The sequence below is a fragment of the Sinorhizobium sp. NG07B genome (assembly GCF_002532005.1).
Classification (GTDB): domain Bacteria; phylum Pseudomonadota; class Alphaproteobacteria; order Rhizobiales; family Rhizobiaceae; genus Sinorhizobium; species Sinorhizobium fredii_C.
Window position 1 is genome coordinate 912,838 of the sequence record NZ_NWTD01000001.1, and the last position, 17,523, is coordinate 930,360.

At 63.7% G+C, this 17,523-nt stretch carries 18 protein-coding genes; 5 read left to right on the plus strand and 13 right to left on the minus strand.

What is annotated here, in order from left to right:
- The gene (locus CO664_RS04405) at positions 1 to 186 is read right to left on the minus strand and encodes a DUF1059 domain-containing protein (protein WP_037414981.1); all 186 of its coding nucleotides are present in this window, start codon (positions 184 to 186) and stop codon (positions 1 to 3) included.
- Positions 187 to 487: 301 nt separating this feature from the next.
- Between CO664_RS04405 and CO664_RS04410 the strand changes: the two genes are divergently transcribed.
- On the plus strand, positions 488 to 1,030 hold the full coding sequence (locus CO664_RS04410; RefSeq protein ID WP_037414984.1) for an adenine phosphoribosyltransferase: 543 nt from the start codon (positions 488 to 490) through the stop codon (positions 1,028 to 1,030).
- Positions 1,031 to 1,063: 33 nt separating this feature from the next.
- On the opposite strand, the gene CO664_RS04415 is transcribed toward CO664_RS04410, so the two are convergent.
- Genes CO664_RS04415 through ychF form a run of 3 tightly spaced genes read right to left on the minus strand, consistent with a single transcriptional unit; the run spans position 1,064 to position 3,116 of the window.
- Entirely contained in the window at positions 1,064 to 1,534 is a 471-nt protein-coding gene (locus tag CO664_RS04415) for a MaoC family dehydratase (RefSeq protein ID WP_083853895.1), read from the minus strand.
- Complete coding sequence (locus CO664_RS04420; RefSeq protein WP_037414987.1) at positions 1,534 to 1,983, minus strand: MaoC family dehydratase; 450 nt, start codon at positions 1,981 to 1,983, stop codon at positions 1,534 to 1,536. The genes CO664_RS04415 and CO664_RS04420 overlap by 1 nt, the downstream gene beginning before the upstream one ends.
- A gap of 29 nt (positions 1,984 to 2,012) precedes the next feature.
- Complete coding sequence (gene ychF, locus CO664_RS04425; protein WP_097538020.1) at positions 2,013 to 3,116, minus strand: redox-regulated ATPase YchF; 1,104 nt, start codon at positions 3,114 to 3,116, stop codon at positions 2,013 to 2,015.
- Between the two features lie 174 nt (positions 3,117 to 3,290).
- On the opposite strand from ychF, the gene clpS reads away from it, so the two are divergent.
- Positions 3,291 to 3,602, plus strand: coding sequence for an ATP-dependent Clp protease adapter ClpS (gene clpS, locus CO664_RS04430; RefSeq protein WP_037414992.1), 312 nt, complete (start codon positions 3,291 to 3,293; stop codon positions 3,600 to 3,602).
- 15 nt (positions 3,603 to 3,617) lie between these two features.
- Here clpS and pth read toward each other — a convergent pair whose 3' ends face one another.
- The 5 genes from pth to CO664_RS04455 form a co-directional block, all read right to left on the minus strand.
- Positions 3,618 to 4,337, minus strand: a complete 720-nt coding sequence (gene pth, locus CO664_RS04435; RefSeq protein WP_037414994.1) for an aminoacyl-tRNA hydrolase — start codon at positions 4,335 to 4,337, stop codon at positions 3,618 to 3,620.
- A gap of 235 nt (positions 4,338 to 4,572) precedes the next feature.
- Positions 4,573 to 5,307: a transporter substrate-binding domain-containing protein gene (locus CO664_RS04440; protein ID WP_097538021.1), complete on the minus strand. Its 735-nt coding sequence runs from the start codon at positions 5,305 to 5,307 to the stop codon at positions 4,573 to 4,575.
- 24 nt (positions 5,308 to 5,331) lie between these two features.
- Positions 5,332 to 7,698 carry an EAL domain-containing protein gene (locus CO664_RS04445; protein WP_097538583.1) on the minus strand — a complete coding sequence of 789 codons (2,367 nt, stop codon included), beginning with the start codon at positions 7,696 to 7,698 and terminating at the stop codon, positions 5,332 to 5,334.
- Between the two features lie 258 nt (positions 7,699 to 7,956).
- Positions 7,957 to 8,571 carry a 50S ribosomal protein L25/general stress protein Ctc gene (locus tag CO664_RS04450; RefSeq protein ID WP_037414999.1) on the minus strand — a complete coding sequence of 205 codons (615 nt, stop codon included), beginning with the start codon at positions 8,569 to 8,571 and terminating at the stop codon, positions 7,957 to 7,959.
- A gap of 154 nt (positions 8,572 to 8,725) precedes the next feature.
- The gene (locus tag CO664_RS04455) at positions 8,726 to 9,907 is read right to left on the minus strand and encodes a benzoate/H(+) symporter BenE family transporter (protein WP_097538022.1); all 1,182 of its coding nucleotides are present in this window, start codon (positions 9,905 to 9,907) and stop codon (positions 8,726 to 8,728) included.
- Between the two features lie 230 nt (positions 9,908 to 10,137).
- Between CO664_RS04455 and CO664_RS04460 the strand changes: the two genes are divergently transcribed.
- The 3 genes from CO664_RS04460 (at position 10,138) to CO664_RS04470 (ending at position 13,354) form a co-directional block, all read left to right on the plus strand.
- Positions 10,138 to 11,094, plus strand: coding sequence for a helix-turn-helix domain-containing protein (locus CO664_RS04460; protein ID WP_097538023.1), 957 nt, complete (start codon positions 10,138 to 10,140; stop codon positions 11,092 to 11,094).
- A gap of 237 nt (positions 11,095 to 11,331) precedes the next feature.
- Positions 11,332 to 12,840, plus strand: coding sequence for an aldehyde dehydrogenase (adh, locus tag CO664_RS04465; protein WP_097538024.1), 1,509 nt, complete (start codon positions 11,332 to 11,334; stop codon positions 12,838 to 12,840).
- A 121-nt stretch (positions 12,841 to 12,961) separates the two neighbouring features.
- Entirely contained in the window at positions 12,962 to 13,354 is a 393-nt protein-coding gene (locus CO664_RS04470) for a DUF779 domain-containing protein (protein WP_097538584.1), read from the plus strand.
- Between the two features lie 39 nt (positions 13,355 to 13,393).
- Here CO664_RS04470 and CO664_RS04475 read toward each other — a convergent pair whose 3' ends face one another.
- The 4 genes from CO664_RS04475 to pgeF form a co-directional block, all read right to left on the minus strand.
- Positions 13,394 to 14,326, minus strand: a complete 933-nt coding sequence (locus CO664_RS04475) for a ribose-phosphate pyrophosphokinase (protein ID WP_037415037.1) — start codon at positions 14,324 to 14,326, stop codon at positions 13,394 to 13,396.
- A gap of 203 nt (positions 14,327 to 14,529) precedes the next feature.
- Positions 14,530 to 15,438: a hypothetical protein gene (locus tag CO664_RS04480; RefSeq protein WP_097538585.1), complete on the minus strand. Its 909-nt coding sequence runs from the start codon at positions 15,436 to 15,438 to the stop codon at positions 14,530 to 14,532.
- Between the two features lie 99 nt (positions 15,439 to 15,537).
- Positions 15,538 to 16,689 (minus strand): Xaa-Pro peptidase family protein, encoded by a 1,152-nt coding sequence (locus CO664_RS04485; RefSeq protein WP_037415040.1) that lies wholly within the window; start codon positions 16,687 to 16,689, stop codon positions 15,538 to 15,540.
- A 1-nt stretch (position 16,690) separates the two neighbouring features.
- Complete coding sequence (pgeF, locus tag CO664_RS04490) at positions 16,691 to 17,485, minus strand: peptidoglycan editing factor PgeF (RefSeq protein ID WP_037415042.1); 795 nt, start codon at positions 17,483 to 17,485, stop codon at positions 16,691 to 16,693.
- Between the last annotated feature and the right edge of the window lie 38 nt (positions 17,486 to 17,523).

Below are 17,523 nucleotides of genomic sequence, written 5' to 3' on the forward strand. Positions count from 1 at the left end.
TCAGGCGGCCTGGGTTTCGTCGACGATGCGAGCCTTGATATTGTCGATCATGTTTTCGCGGATCACCGTCTCGCCATGGGTGTCCCGCATGTGTTCGACGACACGGCGGACGATTTCCGCGTCGTTGTCGGCGCGGGTATGCCAGGGGCAACCCGGAACGAGAGAACCGCATTCGAACAGGCGCATGGTGTTCCTCCTTTCTCTGGATCGGCATGCTTTCGCATCGAGCGAAATGCAGCGTGATCTCATCCAAGAAGTTCGGAGCGGGATGCGGTCAGAAAGACGCCGAGATCGTCTCATCCCGCTCAGTCATCAATGCAACTGACAGAGCCGCCGTCGGGATCTGTCCATGGGCAAGGGTAACATCAACCGGAGGTTCGGCCAAATTGTTCCGGCCCGGCCAGTTGCGCAAAGAAACCCTGTGAACATGCGGCGCGATGGTGCTATGGCTTTGCGACCTCCAGACTTGAAAGGCCGCTTCCACACCATGCTCGCTGTCCAATCGGAACTGATTTCCGCCATCCGGAGCATTCCGGACTATCCGAAGCCCGGCATCGTCTTTCGCGATATCACGACTCTGCTCGGCAATCCGAAGACGTTCCGGCGGGCGATCGACGAACTCGTCCACCCCTATGCCGGAACCAAGGTCGACAAGATCGCCGGGATCGAAGCGCGCGGCTTCATTCTGGGCGGTGCAATTGCGCATCAGCTGTCGGCCGGCTTCGTGCCGATCCGCAAGAAGGGCAAGCTGCCGCACGAAACGGTGAGGATCGCCTACAGCCTGGAATATGGCGTGGACGAGATGGAGATGCACAAGGATGCGATCGAACCCGGCGAGAAGGTGATCCTGGTGGATGATCTTATCGCCACCGGCGGAACCGCCGAGGGCGCCACCAAGCTCCTGCAGCAGATGGGCGCCGACATCGTCGCCGCCTGCTTCATCATCGACCTGCCGGAGCTCGGCGGTCGCAAGAAGCTCGAGGCGCTCGGCGTCAAGGTCCGCACGCTGATCGAGTTCGAGGGGCACTGAGTGAGGGGGGGCGGGCGCCCGGCGCTCGCGTGCTTAGGTGAATTCTAGGACCTTGCTTTCGAAGCGGATCACCGGCTCCTCATGCTGGTTTTCGCCCTCGCACAGGATCGTGTTGATGCGCCAGCCGGGGCGGGAGGCGAGGGCGCGGGCTTGGAGGAGCGTGACGGCATAGGTAACGGTGTCGCCGGCATAGACCGGTTTCAGCCAGCGGAGCTCGCGGAAACCGGCAGCCGGGCCGAGCCGGGGAGCATGCAGCCCCTCTGCGGCCAGCCGCCGGGCTTCGCCGGCCCAGAAACGGACGAAGCACTGCATCCAGCCGGCGCTGGTGTGCCAGCCTGAGGCGCAAAGGCCGCCGAACAGCGAGCGCCTTGCCTCCTCCTCGTCGAGATGGAAGGGCTGCGGATCGAAGTCGCGTGCGAAACGGACGATGTCCTCCGCCGTGAATGCCAGGCTGCCGATCATGGTCTTGCGGCCGGCCGCATAGAGTTCTTCGAGCGTCATCATCAGCGCCCACCCGCGCGGTGCCGAAACATGATCGAACATTCGGAGACAGCAACCGGCGCCCCGCTCTGATTGCTGATTTCGTTGCGGAACTTGACGAGACCGATCTGCGGCTTCGACTTCGAAGGGCGCGCCTCCAGGACGAGGCTGAAGCCGGAAAGCACGTCTCCTGCAAGCACCGGCTTCTTCCAGTCCATGAAGTCGATGCCGGGCGAGCCCTGCGAGGACGAATGGCCGAGGAAGGCGTCGATCATCATCCGCATGCCGATAGCGCTGGTATGCCAGCCGGAGGCGGAAAGCCCGCCAAGGATGCTGCGCCTGCCGGCTTCTTCGTCCAGATGCATCGGCTGCGGGTCGAACTCGCCGGCAAAGGCGATCATGTCTGCGGCCTGCATCCGAACCGGCGCATAGTCAAAGCGCCGCCCCGGCGTGAAGTCCTCGAAATAGAGCATGCCAACCTCCGGGTCGCCTCCTGCGCACGTCACGTGTTGAAGCGGAAGTGGATGACGTCGCCGTCCTGGACGACATATTCCTTGCCTTCGTCGCGGGCCTTGCCGGCCTCCTTGGCGCCGGTCTCGCCGTTATAGGCAATGTAGTCGTCATAGGCGATCGTGTTGGCGCGAATGAAGCCGCGCTCGAAGTCCGAATGGATGACGCCGGCCGCCTGCGGCGCCTTGGTGCCGCGCGGGATCGTCCAGGCGCGCGTCTCCTTGGGGCCGACGGTGAAATAGGTGATGAGGTCGAGCAGCTTGTAGCCGGCTCGGATCAGCCGGTCGAGGCCGGCCTCCTCGAGGCCCAGAGCGCCGAGGAATTCCTTGGCCTCCTCTTCCGGCAGTTGGGCGACCTCGGATTCGATCGCGGCGGAGATGACGACGGTTTCGGCGCCCTGCGCCTTGGCCATCTCGGCAACGGCGCGGGTGTGCTCGTTGCCCGCTGCGGCATCTGCCTCCGCGACGTTGCAGACGTAGAGAACCGGGTGGGCGGTGAGGAGATTCAGCCCCTGAAGAATGCGCAGCTCCTCGGCATCGAGCTTCGGCAACAGCGTGCGCACCGGCTTGCCTTCTTGCAGGAGCTTCAGTGACGCCTCCATGATCGGAAGCTGCGCCATCGATTCCTTGTCCTTGCCGGTGGCGCGCTTGCGCGTCTGTTCGGTGCGCCGCTCCAGGCTCTCGAGGTCTGCGAGCATCAGCTCGGTCTCGATCGTCTCGGCGTCCTCGACCGGATGGATGCGGCCCTCGACATGGGTGATGTCGTCGTCCTCGAAGCAGCGCAGTACGTGCACCACCGCATCCACCTCGCGAATGTTGGCGAGGAACTGGTTGCCGAGACCTTCACCCTTGGAGGCGCCGCGCACCAGGCCGGCAATGTCGACGAAGGAGATGCGGGTCGGAATGATTTCCTTAGACTTGGCGATGTCGGCGAGTTTGCGCATGCGCGCGTCCGGCACCGCGACCTCGCCGGTATTCGGCTCGATCGTACAGAAGGGATAATTTGCCGCCTGCGCTGCCGCCGTCTTGGTCAGCGCGTTGAAGAGTGTGGACTTGCCGACATTCGGCAGCCCGACGATACCGCATTTGAAGCCCATGACCTAAACCTGTCGTTCTCGAATTTCTTGGCCGTGGCTATGGGGGAAAGGAGCGGGGCGGTCAAGCGCTTCGCGCGCATTGGGTGGACTTGGCCGGCTTCGACTTGAATGCGGGTACTGCAGGCGCGATACTGGATTTTTTCCATCGCATGTCATCGACGGGTGCAGGTTCCGATGAGTGACAATGAAGTCGCCCCAAAACGAAAAACGAAGGTGAAGCCCAAGCTCGAGCGGCCGCGGCTCTATAAGGTCATCCTCGTCAACGACGACTACACGCCGCGTGACTTCGTGGTGATGGTGTTGAAGGCCATTTTTCGCATGAGCGAGGAGACCGGCTATCGAGTGATGATGACCGCTCACAAGCTGGGCACCTCGGTCGTCGTGGTCTGCGCCCGGGATATCGCCGAGACCAAGGCGAAGGAAGCGACCGATCTCGGCAAGGAAGCCGGCTTCCCCCTGATGTTCACGACCGAGCCGGAGGAGTGAGTTCCGGCCCGTCCGTCAGTCCCCCTTGGGGCCGAACATCTTCTTCAGCATGTCGGCCATCGGTCCCGTCGCCGGCAGTTTTTTCGGCTGCGCGGCGTTGCGGGCCTGGTGGATATGGGACTGAGCGGCGACCCGCTTCTTCGCCTGCGGCTCTTGCGTGTCGGGCTTGCCGCCGGTGGCAAGGGCGATCTTGTTCATGAGCTGCGAGTCCTCGCCTTTGACGAGCATGCCGGCGTTGTCGGCGATGGTATCGAGTAGGGCCGAAAGCCAGGCCTGATCGGCCTTGGCGAAATCGCCGAGCACATGCGCATGTACCAGGTCCTTGACGCCCGGATGGCCGATGCCGAGGCGCAGGCGGCGGTACTCCTTGCCGCAATGGGCGTCGATCGATTTGATGCCGTTGTGGCCGCCATGGCCGCCGGCGGTCTTGATCCGCGCCTTGCCGGCAGGGAGATCCAGCTCGTCATAGATGACGACGATGTCCTTCGGCGCGAGCTTGTAGAAGCGCATCGCTTCGCCGACCGCTTCGCCGGAAAGGTTCATGAAGGTCTGCGGCTTGATCAGCAGGACGCGCTCGCCGCCGATCTCGCCCTCGGCGATCTCCGCCTTGAATTTCTTCGACCAGGAGGGAAAGCCTTGACGCTGCTGGATGGCATCCACCGCCATGAAGCCGATATTGTGGCGGTTGCCGGCGTATTTCGACCCCGGATTGCCAAGTCCCGCGATGATCAGCATGCGGCAAACTCCTGATGGTTCCTGCTTCACCGACGATGGTCATGCGGAGAGTGGAATGCTTGCCCCCCATCCCGCTGCCGTGACCTTCTCCCCGCTCGCGGGGAGAAGGGGTTCGCCGCGCTCTCCCAGTCCCTCTCTCCGCGCGCCGGAAGAGGACTAGTCCTCGGTTAAACCCGAGGAGAGGGGCAAAACCCGTCTCTCAACCCCAAACACCGTCGGCCGGGCAAGTCAATCTCTATTTGGCCGCCTGCTTTATTCCGTCCGGACGAAGGCCGTATTGCTCGTAGATCCGATCCTGGCTTCCCGTGGCGATCAAGCGGTTGAGTTCGACCTGCATGCGGCTGACGATCTCGTCGGGCATGTCGATGTGGCAGGCAATACCGTATTGCTTGCCTTCAAGCACCAGCGCCGCCTCGACAGGCTTGCCTTCGGCCCGCATCGTCTCGAAGGTCTTTTCGGAGGTCATCATCAGGTCGACGCGGCCGGCGATCAGCTTCCTGAGCGTCGAATCGAGGCTGGAGGCATAGTCGATCCTCTGGAAGCCATGCTCTTTCAGATAGCTGGCGGAAAAGTCCTCGCGTTGGGTGCCGACGATGAACTGTTTGGCCTCATCCAGCGTCCGTAGCTCGATCGCCGAATGCCTGTGACGCACCATGATCATCTGGTCGACGAGAAGCGGTTCGATCCATCTGAACTTCTTGTCCCGCTCGGCGTCGTGACCGGTCGTGAAAACGCAGTGGAAGGGTTCGCTTTCGGCAAGCGCAAAGGCGCGCGCCCAAGGCAGGACTTCGATCTCGTAGGGGAGCTCGACGGCCTTCATGATCAGGGCGATTTGGTCGACCGAGGCGCCGCTCGCGCCGTTCGCGGTCGAGAAATTGTAGGGCGGGTACTCCTCGGTGACGAAATGGATCGTCTCGGCGTGGGCAGCGGCGGAAAGACCGATGGAAAATGCCAAGATCAAGTGTTTCACGCCATAACTCCTTCTGGCTCCCGGCTAGAGACGAGCACTGGCCTTGGCTTCGGATTCGTTTTCCAGCATGGTCAGCATACCGTCGATCGGCATCGGCCGGCTGAAGAGATAGCCCTGGCCATAATTCACACCGAGCTTGCGCAGGAGTTGCCACTGCTCGTTCGCCTCGATGCCTTCGGCGACCACCGTGCAGCCCATCTGGTGGGAGATCGTCCGGATGCCCTTGATCAACATTCGGCTCTTGCGCCGGACGTCGGCGGCTGGCGAGCTCAAGAAGCGTGTGAAGGACTGGTCGACCTTGACGATATCGACCGGGAAGCGGTTGAGGTAGCTGAGCGACGAGTAGCCGGTGCCGAAATCGTCGAGAGCGATGCGGCAACCGAATTCATTCAGCTGCTTCAACACCGAATGGACTTCCGGATTGTCGAGCATCAGCACCGCTTCGGTGATCTCGACGACGATGCGCTGCGGCGAAATGTGATGTTTGAGCAGGAGCGCGGCGAGCTTGTGAGGCAACGTCAGCTCGAACTGCAATGGCGAGAAATTGACGGCGAGATAGGTGCCTTGGGTGCCGTCCAGTTCGGAGATGGCGGCGAGATGGCGGATCGCCTTTTCGAGCACGCGGTCGCCGATGCGGCCTATCGTGCCGGTCTCCTCGGCAATGCCGATGATCTTGCCCGGCGGAATCAGGCCCTTTTCCGGATGATTGAGCCGCACCAGCGCTTCGAAGCCGACAATCTGCCCGTCGTCGAGGCTGACGATCGGCTGCAGCCAGGCCTCGAACCAATCTTCCTTGAGACCGGCCTCGATGCACTGTTCGATCTCGTGGCGCTCGCGTGCGGCGTCGAGCATGCCGGCGTCGAAAATCTGCAGACCGTTCTTGCCGTCGCGCTTGCGGGCATACATCGCCATGTCGGCCTTGAGCAACAGGTCGGAGGCGCCGGAGGCATGGGTCGGGTATACCGAGACGCCGACACTGGCGCTGACGAAGAGCTCGTTGCCGGCAATCGGCATCGGTTCGTGCAGCGCCGCGCAGATGCTCTCGCCGATCTCGCTTGCCAGGGCTGCGACATCCGTTGCGGCAATCAAGATGGCAAACTCGTCGCCGCCGAGCCGCGCGATCACATCCTCGGGCCGAAGCGCTGCCCGAATGCGTTCCACCGTCTGGCGCAGGACCGCATCGCCGGCGGCGTGGCCGAAATTGTCGTTGATCCACTTGAAGCGATCGAGATCGATGAACAGGCAGGCAAGTTGCATGCCGGACTGGTCGGCGCTCAGGATCGCCTCGTCCAGCGCGTTTTCGAATCCTTGCCGGTTCAAGAGTCCGGTCAGGTGATCGGTGATCGCCTGGGTATGGTTGCGGCTCTCGGCCTGTTTCAAGGCGGTGACGTCGGTCATCACCGAAAGCGAAATTTCTCCGCCGCTCGTTTCCGTTTCCAGGATGAGCACCGTCATGAACTCGCCATCCGCCTTGCGGAAGGGCAGGGTCGAGTCGCTGACGTCGTGACCGTCCCGCGCTGTCGCCTTTGTGCGCTGATGGTAGGCGTCGTGCCATGAGGGATCGATGAAATCAGTGAAGCTGCGCCCGATGACCGAGTCGCGGCGATATCCGGTCGCGAGCAGCCAGTAGTCGCTGACCGCCGTCAGCCGGCCCGCGGCGTCGAGGGAAAAGAGCATGGCCGGCGTCAGGTTGTAGGTCTCCGTCGCACGGGCATGGGCGCTCTTCAGCTCCTGTTCCTCGCGCTCGAGCCGGTCCTGCATCGCGTTGAAGTTGCCGGCCAAGGCGCCCATCTCGTCATCCGCGTTCCAGTCGACCCGGTGGCGCGATCCGAGGCGCCGCGTCGCTTCGACTGCAGCGGTGAGCCGCATCAGCGGCCGGATGACGATGAAGCGGTTGCCGATCAGTGCCGCAGCGAAGACCGTCGCGACGGCAAAGAGAAGGATGCCGAGGATCGTCCACTCGTCCTTGCTGAAGCGTAGCAGCAGGCCGGAGGGCGGGACGACGACGGTCAAAGCGCCGACGGGCACCGGGCCTTTGACGCTGTCATAGGAAATGGCCGTTTCCAAGGGCTTGCCGGCTGCGGCGTCAAGCTTGCCCGGAGGCACTTGGGCAAGGACGTTTCCCGCCGTGTCGCGGATCGTGACGGCGTCGATATCGGTGGCGTTCATCAGCGAAAGAGCGATCCGCTTGATGCCGTCCTGGTCGAAGTCCCAGATCGGCTTGCCAAGGGCTTCGGCGCTGGTTTCCATCAGCAGTTCGACGTTCTGCAGGCGCTCCCGCGCAACGCGCTCGCCGGATATGGCGAGGAACAGTGCCAAGAGGGGCGCCACGAATACAAGCATCGCGCCGCAGATGATCGCAATAAACCGGTTTTCCACCGAGTGCATCATCGGATGCTCCCGCCGGCGGACGTCATCACTCTCGACATTCGGATACTCTTGCACTGCCACGCCCATGTCCCTCGCGTGCAGAACATCATCAAAACCTTAAATGTTGCTGAAATTGCACGCCGAGATTTCATAAGCCGCGGCGTCAGCCCGCGGTCCGTGTGCGGTGCATAATGAAAGCAAAAAGCCCGTCCCAGGATTAGGACGGGCTCTCGAATGTTGCGGCCGTAAGGGCCGGCCAGCCGTTGCGGCAGTCGCGGATCAAGCTTCCGCTTCGCCCTCGGCTGCTTCTTCTTCTGCTTCAACTTCCTGCGCGCGGCCGGCGATCGTGGCGATCGTGAAGTCGCGGTCGGAAATCACCGGGGTCGTACCAGCCGGAAGCTTGACGTCCGAGATGTGGACGGTGTCGCCGATCTTGAGGCCACTGAGATCGACGCTCAGGAAATCCGGAATGTTGTCGGCGGAAACGTTCAGTTCGACTTCGTGGCGAACGATGTTCAGCGTGCCACCCTGCTTGAGACCCGGGGACTTCTCTTCGTTTTCGAAGTGGACCGGAACCTGGACCGACACCTGGCTGCCCTTCGAGACACGCAGGAAGTCGACATGCATGGTGAAGTCGCGAACCGGATCCAGCTGATAGTCCTTCGGCAGGACGCGGATCTTCTCGCCGTTGACGTCGATCGTTGCGACGGTGGTCATGAAACCGCCGGCGTGGATCTTCATCGTCACTTCCTTGGTGGAAAGCGCGATGGAAAGCGGGGCTTGCTTGTCACCGTAGATGACAGCAGGGATAAGACCGTTGCGGCGAAGTTCACGGGAGGACCCCTTACCAACCCGTTCGCGCGTCTCGGCCTTGAGCTCGTAAGTCTGGCTCATGGATAGACCTTTCTGGTTATTTGGAGAGTTCGTCCGTCAAGCGGAAAAACCTGAAACCGCATGGCGGTTCCATCCGCGTTGCCTCCAAGGGTGTCTGCGCGGACGCGGGGTCCATAGCCGAGAACGGGCCGAAATGCAAGGCACGCCGCGCCTCTCAACCTTTGCGCCGGGAGAAACGTGCGAGCGCGAGCATCAGGCCACCGCCGATCAGGCCCCAGAAGGCGCCGGAGACGCCGTCAAAACTGACACCGGACGCGGTGACGAGGAAAGTGATGGCGGCGGCTTCGCGGGTCCGGGCCTCCGCGAAGGCGGTCACGGCGGAGTTCGAAAGGGCGCCGATGAGCGCTAGGCCCGCGACCGCTTCGATCAGCACCGGCGGCGCCAGGCTGACGAAGGTGGTAACGGCGCCGGCGAGCAGGCCGAAGACGATATAGGCGATGCCGGCGATGATCGCCGACCAATACCGGCGGTTGCGGTCCGGGTGGGAATCGGGCCCGGCGCACATGGCGGCGGTGATCGCCGCGAGATTGACGGCGTGGCCGCCGAAGGGTGCGCTGAACAGCGAGAAAAGCCCGGTCGCCGCAAAGAGCGGGCCGGGGTTCGGGTGATAGTCGTTGACCTTCAGCACGGCGATGCCGGGAATGTTCTGCGACGCCATGGTGACGATGAAGAGCGGCAGGGCGATGCTGATCATCGCCGCCGCATTGAGGACCGGCGGGACGAATTCAGCCTTCGGCACGAGAGCGGACGATAGTTGCGCAAAGGCAGTTTCCGGCATCTCGACGCCGAGGGCGATCACGCCGACGAAGGCGAGAAGCGCTGCGGGAACGGCATAGAGCTTGTTGACGCTGCCGACGATCGCCCAGGCGAGGACGATCGGCAGGCCGAAGAGCGGATTGAAGGCGATCGCTTTCACCGGGGCGAAGCAGAGGCTCAGGAGCACGCCGGCGAGCATGGCGTTCGCCAGAGCTGCAGGAATGGCCGACACCATGCGGCCGAGCGGCTTCCACAGCCCGGCGACGACGATCAGCAGGCCGCAAACAAGGAAGGCACCGACGGCCGCGTTGAAGCCGCCTGGAACGGAACCGGAGGTCGCCAGCAGCGCCGCGCCGGGTGTCGACCAGGCGATGCTGACGGGTAGCCGCGTGACGATGCTGACGACTATCGCGCAGACACCCATAGAAACGGAGAGCGCCATCAGACCCGAGGCCGCCTGGGCCTCGGTGGCGCCGACGCCGGCAAGGCCATGCAGGATGACGGCGAAGGAGCTGGCAAAGCCGACGAAGGCGATCAGCACGCCCATGAAGAGGCTTTGGACGGAGAAATCACGAAGCATGGGCAACCGGGGTCTCGGGCGAGTCACAAGAGTTGCCCGACGGCGTAGCACATCGCAGGCCCGCTCGGTACCGCCCAACAACGTCTTGTAGGAGGGGGTGCTTGCACGACCTTCGTCTGCCTGGACCGGCCGCGGGACCTCTGTTTATAGTGGCCGCCAACGCGGTGCACCGAACGGGGAGACGGGTGCAGGCGATCCATGGCCGGAGGACGCTTTCAGGGAGGGAGCGAATGCCAGCAGTCAGAGACCATACGGAACACGTCTACAGGATCGCGCAACAATCGGCAGCCGCCGTCAGTTCGCCGGTCGCCGCTTCGTGGCGGCGCTGCCTGACCCTGCACGGCCTCGCCCCCGAAGAGGCGCGTCTGCCCTCGCGGCTCTCCGATGGCGAGTTTCGGCAGGCGCGCGAACGCTCGGGGGTGCTGATTGCGGAAGCGGTCGGCGAACTCGACCGGCTGTTCGGCGTGGTCGTCAAGGCCGGATGCTGCCTGTTGCTCACCGACGAGAAGGGGATTGCGCTTGAACGGCGTGGGGCAGGCGGGGACGATGCGGATTTCCGCGGCGTCGGTCTCTGGTCGGGCACCGTGTGGAGCGAGGCGAGCGTCGGAACCAACGGCATCGGTACGGCGATTGCCGACGAGCGCCCAGTCGTCATACATCGCGATCAGCATTTTTTGAGCCGCAATATCGGTCTGAGCTGTGCGACCGCACCGATCCGGGACGAGGCCGGGCGGCTTGCCGCGGCGCTCGACATATCCACCTGCCGCGACGACGCTTCCGAGGCGACGCTCGCGATCCTTTCGCAGGCAGTGCGCGATGCTGCCGCTCGCATCGAGGCAAACCTCTTCCGGCGCGCCTTTGCCGAAGCGCGGATCGTGCTCGTGCCGGCCGATCGGGCAGGGCCGGCTCTGCTCGCCGTCGACCGTGACGACCTTGTGCTCGGCGCGACGCGAGCGGCCCGGCAGTGGCTCGGGCTCGACGACAAGCGCATCGCCGCCGGCATTCCGGCCACCGACCTGCTCCAGGAGCGGGCCTCCAGCGAGGCGCGCGAATTGCCCGATGCTGAAAGGGCGGCCTTGCGACGCGTCCTGTCGCGGACCAATGGCAACGTGTCGATGGCCGCCGATCTGCTCGGAATCAGCCGCGCAACGCTCTATCGGAAAATGAAGCGGCTTTCGCTTAATTGAGATGCCCCTCTCCTCGGGTTTAACCCGAGGACTAGCCCTCTCCCCGCATGCGGGGAGAAGGTCGCGGCAGCGGGATGAGGGGCAAAACTCAAATGACGTGCGATAGCGGGGGCCACCTGTCTCAATTCTGAAACACACGGCGAAGCCGCGTGCCGCGGCACCCTACCGCAAATCTCCATCCGGCTTCACTCTCCCTCCACAGCAGATTGGAGTGCTGTTTTTCCAAGGGAGGAAGCCATGCTGCATCAGAAGATTCTCGATAACCCGTTCAAGCACAAATACGGAAATTTCATCGGCGGTGAATGGCGCGAGCCGGTGGCCGGCCGCTATTTCGACAATACCACGCCCGTCACCGGCGGCACGCTCTGCCAGGTGGCCCGTTCGGATGCCGCCGATATCGAGCTGGCGCTCGATGCCGCCCATTCCGCGAAGGAGAAATGGGGCCGGACCTCGACCACCGAGCGCTCCAACATCCTGATGAGGATCGCGGCGCGGATGGAGGACAATCTGGAACTTCTGGCGCGGGCCGAGACCTGGGACAACGGCAAACCGATCCGCGAGACGATGGCCGCCGACATTCCTCTGGCGATCGACCATTTCCGCTATTTCGCCGCCTGCATCCGGGCACAGGAAGGGTCGATCGGCGAGGTCGATCACGATACCATCGCCTATCATTTCCACGAGCCGCTCGGTGTCGTCGGACAGATCATTCCCTGGAATTTCCCGATCCTGATGGCCGCCTGGAAGGTGGCGCCGGCGCTTGCGGCCGGCAACTGCGTCGTCCTGAAACCGGCCGAGCAGACGCCGGCCTCGATCCTCGTGCTCGCAGAACTGATCGCTGATCTGCTGCCGCCGGGCGTGCTCAACGTCGTCAACGGCTTCGGCCTGGAGGCGGGCAAGCCGCTGGCGACCAGCCCGCGCATCGCCAAGATCGCCTTTACCGGCGAGACGACGACCGGCCGGCTGATCATGCAGTACGCCAGCCAGAACCTCATCCCGGTTACGCTCGAACTCGGCGGCAAGTCGCCGAATATCTTCTTCGCCGACGTGCTCAATGAGGACGACGACTATTTCGACAAGGCGCTCGAAGGCTTTGCGATGTTTGCGCTCAACCAGGGCGAGGTCTGCACCTGCCCGAGCCGGGCGCTGGTCCAGGAAAGCATCTATGACCGCTTCATGGAGCGGGCGCTGAAGCGGGTCGAAGCAATAAGGCAGGGCAATCCGCTCGATAGTGCGACGATGATCGGTGCGCAGGCGTCGGGCGAGCAGCTCGAGAAGATCCTCTCCTATATCGACATCGGCAGGCAGGAGGGCGCGGAGGTTCTGGCCGGCGGCGGGCGCAACGAGCTTGGGGGCGAGCTCTCCGGCGGCTATTACGTCAAGCCGACAGTGTTCCGCGGACATAACAGGATGCGCATCTTCCAGGAGGAAATCTTTGGCCCCGTCGTGTCGGTGACGACCTTCAAGACCGAGGACGAGGCGCTTGAGATCGCCAATGACACGCTCTACGGCCTCGGGGCCGGTGTCTGGAGCCGCGATGCCAACCGCTGCTACCGTTTCGGACGCGAGATCCAGGCCGGCCGCGTCTGGACCAATTGCTACCATGCCTATCCGGCGCATGCCGCCTTCGGCGGCTACAAGCAATCGGGCATCGGCCGCGAGACGCACAAGATGATGCTTGACCATTACCAGCAGACCAAGAACATGCTGGTGAGCTACAGCCCGAAGGCGCTCGGCTTCTTCTGACGCTGGCCACAGAGTTGGAGCGGGACGGCGGCAAACCGCTCATCCCGTTCGTGCCGGTGATCCTCCCGGCATGCTCCCGGTGTCTCACCGGGAGCCGCCGGCGTTCAGGAAGGAGAGAATGATGACGGAAACAATCGGCGAGCCGCGCGTGCTCGCGTCCGACGCGGCGATCGAACTCATCCGCGAAATCCGCGCTGATCATCCGAAGATCCTGTTCCATCAGTCGGGCGGCTGCTGCGACGGCTCGTCGCCGATGTGCTACCCGGCCGACGGCTACATCGTCGGCGATAACGACGTGAAGCTCGGCGAGATCGACGGCGTGCCGGTCTATATCAGCGCCAGCCAGTACGAGGTCTGGAAGCACACCCAACTGATCATCGACGTGGTGCCGGGCAGGGGTGGGATGTTCTCGCTCGACAATGGCCGCGAGAAGCGCTTCCTCACCCGCTCGCGGCTCTTTGGAGGCGGCGAGGCCTGCGCCGTTCCGCAGCCAAAAACAAACGCCGGCAGTTAGAGCCGGCGTTGTGATTGGCTGAAGTCGGACGTTCCGCTCTCAGTCGAACAGGCTCGAAACCGATTCTTCCTGGCTGGTGCGGCTGATGGCTTCCCCGATCAGGCCGGCCGTCGAAATCACGCGGATATTGTGAGCCGATTGCACCGCCGTCGTCGGCTGGATGGAATCGGTGATCACCAGTTCCTTCAGCATCGATGAGGTGACGCGGGCGACCGCGCCGCCGGAAAGCACGCCGTGCGTGATATAGGCGGTGACGCTTGTGGCACCGTTCTTGAGCAGCGCCTCGGCGGCGTTGCAGAGCGTGCCGCCGGAATCGACGATGTCGTCGATCAGGATGCAATCCTTGCCATGGACGTCACCGATGACGTTCATGACCTCCGATTCGCCGGGGCGATCGCGACGCTTGTCGACGATCGCCAGCAGACAGTCGAGGCGCTTGGCAAGCGCCCGGGCGCGCACGACGCCGCCGACGTCCGGCGAAACGACCGTGACGTTCTTGAGGTCGTAGTGCTCCTTGACGTCGCGGGCTAGGATCGGAACCGCATAGAGGTTGTCGGTCGGGATGTCGAAAAAGCCCTGGATCTGGCCGGCGTGGAGATCGAGGGTGAGGACGCGGTCGGCGCCGGCTTCGGTGATCAGATTGGCGACCAGCTTGGCGGAGATCGGGGTGCGCGGTCCGGGCTTGCGGTCCTGGCGGGCATACCCGAAATAGGGAAGCACGGCAGTGATGCGGCGGGCGGAGGAGCGGCGGACCGCGTCGATCATGATGAGCAGTTCCATCAGATGATCGTTGGTGGGGAAGGAGGTCGACTGGACGATGAACACATCCTCGCCGCGCACGTTCTCGCCAATCTCGACGAAGATTTCCTGGTCGGCGAAGCGCCGCACGGTGGCTCTGCCGAGCGGCAGGTTGAGATAGTTGCAGATCGCTTCGGCCAGCAGCCGGTTCGAATTGCCTGCGAAAACCTTCATAGACGGTCCGCCTTGAGCTGGCGCGGCCACCGTCCGGTCCAGTCCGGGGCAGGATCGTCCGCGCAAAATCCCTGAGCCATTCCGATCGCGGGCAATCGCTGCGATGGCCGCTGTCAGAGCTGATCGGCCGCTTTTTAGCGTCCTTGAAGGTGAATGCAAGGGGATTGCTGCGGCGCAGCGCCTATTATCCTAAAATCTTTGCGTCAACCGCGCTGGGACTGACGCCATTCGAGATAGGCGTCGATCGTCTTTTCGGCGATCGCCTGCATTGTTTCCGGCGGAATGGCGCTCCAGGGTTCGGCAGCGCTGCTTTCCACCGTGTCCTGCCCCTGGATGCGGTGCAGGCGATTGCCGCCGCCGTCGAGAATGTCCCAGACATAGACAACCGTCGTCTTGCCGCTGTCGTTGAGCGCCGAGAAATAGCCCTTGAGAATATGGTCGCTCGACGTGTCGGTGGAGCTCTTGATGGTGATCCCCTGCGCCCGGGCCGAGGCGCCGAGCTGCTTCGAGAGGGGCGTGACGGCCTGAACCGGAGCGCCGATGATCGGCAGGAAGCGGATGCCGCCGGCACCGGTCGCCGCCGGAGCCGGCGAAGCGGCAGCCTGCTGCGTCTTCTCCGCTGCGGCCGCGACGTCAGGCTGCGCCGGCTGCTCTGCGCTTTCTTCCTCCGGCGGCGCCACGTTTCTCGCCTGCGCCCGCTGACTTTCGACCTGGGGCGGCGGATTTTCTGCCTGCGGCGGCAGATTTTCTGGCACCGACGGTTGGGGCTGCATGGTCTGCACCGGTGCCACGCCTTCGGCGAGGCGGCTGGCTTGCGCCTCGAGCGTGCCGGCGGGATCCGTGTAGTCGGTGTGGCTCGTCGCGTAGTGGGTCGGCGGGACGGAAATGTTCGGCTGCGCTGCGAAGGCGGCGGTGCGGCTTGGCGGCACGCTTTCGACCGGCATCACGGCGGTCTGCGTGGACATGGCTTCGAGATCGGACTGGGTCACCGGCGGCGAGCGGAAGGTTCCTCCGCCGACGTCCACTTGCGGGATCAGGGCGTCGGTGGTGTTGCAGCCGGCAATGGCTGCGGCAAGACCAAGGCTTGCGATAGGCATGATCTGCTTGCGCATCGTTCCCACCGTCTGGCTCAAACTCGGCGAGGCCGGCGGCCGGAAAGCCGACTGCCGTGCTGCCTTGCATTTCTCGCCGGAAAGCATAGGACGATTTCCTTACGCAGATATGAAGTCCAGTCCGTAGCGCGACAGCGGCCTCGGGCTCTCGGTGGTTGTCAGATAGGTCTGGCCGAGCGTCATGGCGGTGCCGCTGTCGGAATCCATGATGATCATGTGCACGAAGAGCGACATGTCCGGCTCGATCTCCTGCGGGTTTCCGACATGGAACATCTGGTGCTCCATCCAGGAGGGCGAGAAGCGGGCACCGAGCGAATAACCGCAGGCGTTCAGGCGGTGGCGGGCGAGGCCGCGCTCGTCCATGATCCTCGCATGCACGTCGAAGACGGTGCCGAAGGTATTGCCGGGCCTCAGCACCATTTCGATTGCCTGGATCGTCTCGCGGCAGGCGCTGTAAAGTTCGCGATGGCGGTTGGTGGGCTCGCCGACGACGATCGTGCGCATCATTGCCGCATGGTAGTGGGCGCTGACGCCGGCCCATTCGAGGGTCAACTGGTCACTGGCATCGAGACTGCGCCGGCCGGCCTTGTAGCGGCAGAGCAGCGCGTCGGCGCCCGAGCCGATGATGAATTCATTGGCCGGATAGTCGCCGCCGCCGGCAAAGACGGCGCCCTGCATGGCGGCGAGGATATCGGCCTCGCTGCCGCCGGGGCGGATCAGCGGCAAGGCCGCGTCGAGTGCGTCGTCGGCAAGGCTCGCGGCCTTTTCGACATGAACGATTTCGGCCGGGCTCTTGACGAGGCGCAGGCGGCTGACGAGCATCGATGCGTCGATCAGTTCGCCGAAAGTCGACAGCTGGTTGTCGACGAGACGGGCCGTCCTGCCGGTCATGCCATGCGTGTCGTATTCGACGCCGATGCGGCAGCCGAGCAGGTCGAGCTCGCTGAGCAGGTTCTTGAGGTCCATGGCGGGATCGGCATTGACGCGATCCACCCAGATCTCGATGCGCTCGATATTCGACGTGTGGCGCGCCTGGCGCAGATCGGCCGACCGGGTTAGCAGCACCATCGAGCCGTCCTGCTTGACGACCAGCGTCTGGAAGAAGCAATAGCCGAAGGTGTCGTAGCCGGTGAGCCAATACATGCTCTCCTGCGCGAAGAGAAGGACGGCATCGAGCCGCTCTTCCTGCATCTTGGCCGTGAGCCGTCTCAGGCGCGATGCATATTCCTCTTCGGCGAAGTGAAGCGCCATCTCAAGCCTCCCGTATGCAAATTGCGGATATCTGCCGCCCGTAGTCGGGCTCCTGGCGGTGCGTGGTGCGGCGATAGGAGAAGAAGCGGTCCTCGTCGGCATAGGTGCAGATATCGAGGTTTTCCGCCGTCACACCGGCCGCGACGAGCCGGCGGACCGTGAGCCCGGGCAGGTCGAACATCGCATGACCGTTGCGGCCGGACGGCCTGAAGAACGCCGCGTAGCTGTCGTCGGTGGACATGAAACGTTCGACGAATTCCGGGCCGACCTCGTAATGCTGGCGGCTGATCGACGGTCCGAGACAGGCGACGATGCGCTCCCGGCGCGCGCCGAGCGAGACCATTGCATCGATCGTGCTTTCGAGAACGCCGCCGAGCGCGCCCTTCCAACCGGCATGGGCGGCGCCGATGACGCGCGCCCTCGGGTCGGCGAAGAGCACGGGTCCGCAATCGGCCGAAAGCACGCCGAGGACGATGCCCGGCGTCGCCGTCACCAGCGCATCGGCGTCCGGACGCGCGCCGTCGTAGCTGTCGTCGACGATGATCGCATCGGGGGAATGGATCTGGTGAACCGTTGCAAGACGTCGCGGCTCGGCATCGAACCAGCTGGCGACTCGGGCCCGGTTTTCGGCGACGCGCTCGCGATCGTCATGGGAGCCGAGGCCGACATTGAGGCCGCGATAGATGCCTTCGGAAACGCCGCCCTTGCGGGTGAAGTAGCCATGGGCGATCTCTGGCCCCGCCTCGGCGCCGAAGAGCGGGCTCTGCACGGGTGAGAGCGAGGCATCGTCCTGCATTCGGTGTTCTCGCCCTCGAATCTTCGTGGTTTCGCGTT

Coding starts and splice junctions, on each gene's coding strand:
- CO664_RS04445 (WP_097538583.1), bottom strand. CDS start 7,698: ATGATGCACTCGGTGGAAAACCGGTTTATTGCGATCATCTGCGGCGCG.
- CO664_RS04475 (WP_037415037.1), bottom strand. CDS start 14,326: ATGAAGGTTTTCGCAGGCAATTCGAACCGGCTGCTGGCCGAAGCGATC.
- pgeF (WP_037415042.1), bottom strand. CDS start 17,485: ATGCAGGACGATGCCTCGCTCTCACCCGTGCAGAGCCCGCTCTTCGGC.
- CO664_RS04455 (WP_097538022.1), bottom strand. CDS start 9,907: ATGCTTCGTGATTTCTCCGTCCAAAGCCTCTTCATGGGCGTGCTGATC.
- CO664_RS04470 (WP_097538584.1), top strand. CDS start 12,962: ATGACGGAAACAATCGGCGAGCCGCGCGTGCTCGCGTCCGACGCGGCG.
- CO664_RS04420 (WP_037414987.1), bottom strand. CDS start 1,983: ATGCTCTATTTCGAGGACTTCACGCCGGGGCGGCGCTTTGACTATGCG.
- CO664_RS04410 (WP_037414984.1), top strand. CDS start 488: ATGCTCGCTGTCCAATCGGAACTGATTTCCGCCATCCGGAGCATTCCG.
- CO664_RS04480 (WP_097538585.1), bottom strand. CDS start 15,438: ATGCGCAAGCAGATCATGCCTATCGCAAGCCTTGGTCTTGCCGCAGCC.
- adh (WP_097538024.1), top strand. CDS start 11,332: ATGCTGCATCAGAAGATTCTCGATAACCCGTTCAAGCACAAATACGGA.
- pth (WP_037414994.1), bottom strand. CDS start 4,337: ATGCTGATCATCGCGGGACTTGGCAATCCGGGGTCGAAATACGCCGGC.
- CO664_RS04415 (WP_083853895.1), bottom strand. CDS start 1,534: ATGATGACGCTCGAAGAACTCTATGCGGCCGGCCGCAAGACCATGATC.
- CO664_RS04405 (WP_037414981.1), bottom strand. CDS start 186: ATGCGCCTGTTCGAATGCGGTTCTCTCGTTCCGGGTTGCCCCTGGCAT.
- ychF (WP_097538020.1), bottom strand. CDS start 3,116: ATGGGCTTCAAATGCGGTATCGTCGGGCTGCCGAATGTCGGCAAGTCC.
- clpS (WP_037414992.1), top strand. CDS start 3,291: ATGAGTGACAATGAAGTCGCCCCAAAACGAAAAACGAAGGTGAAGCCC.
- CO664_RS04485 (WP_037415040.1), bottom strand. CDS start 16,689: ATGGCGCTTCACTTCGCCGAAGAGGAATATGCATCGCGCCTGAGACGG.
- CO664_RS04460 (WP_097538023.1), top strand. CDS start 10,138: ATGCCAGCAGTCAGAGACCATACGGAACACGTCTACAGGATCGCGCAA.
- CO664_RS04450 (WP_037414999.1), bottom strand. CDS start 8,571: ATGAGCCAGACTTACGAGCTCAAGGCCGAGACGCGCGAACGGGTTGGT.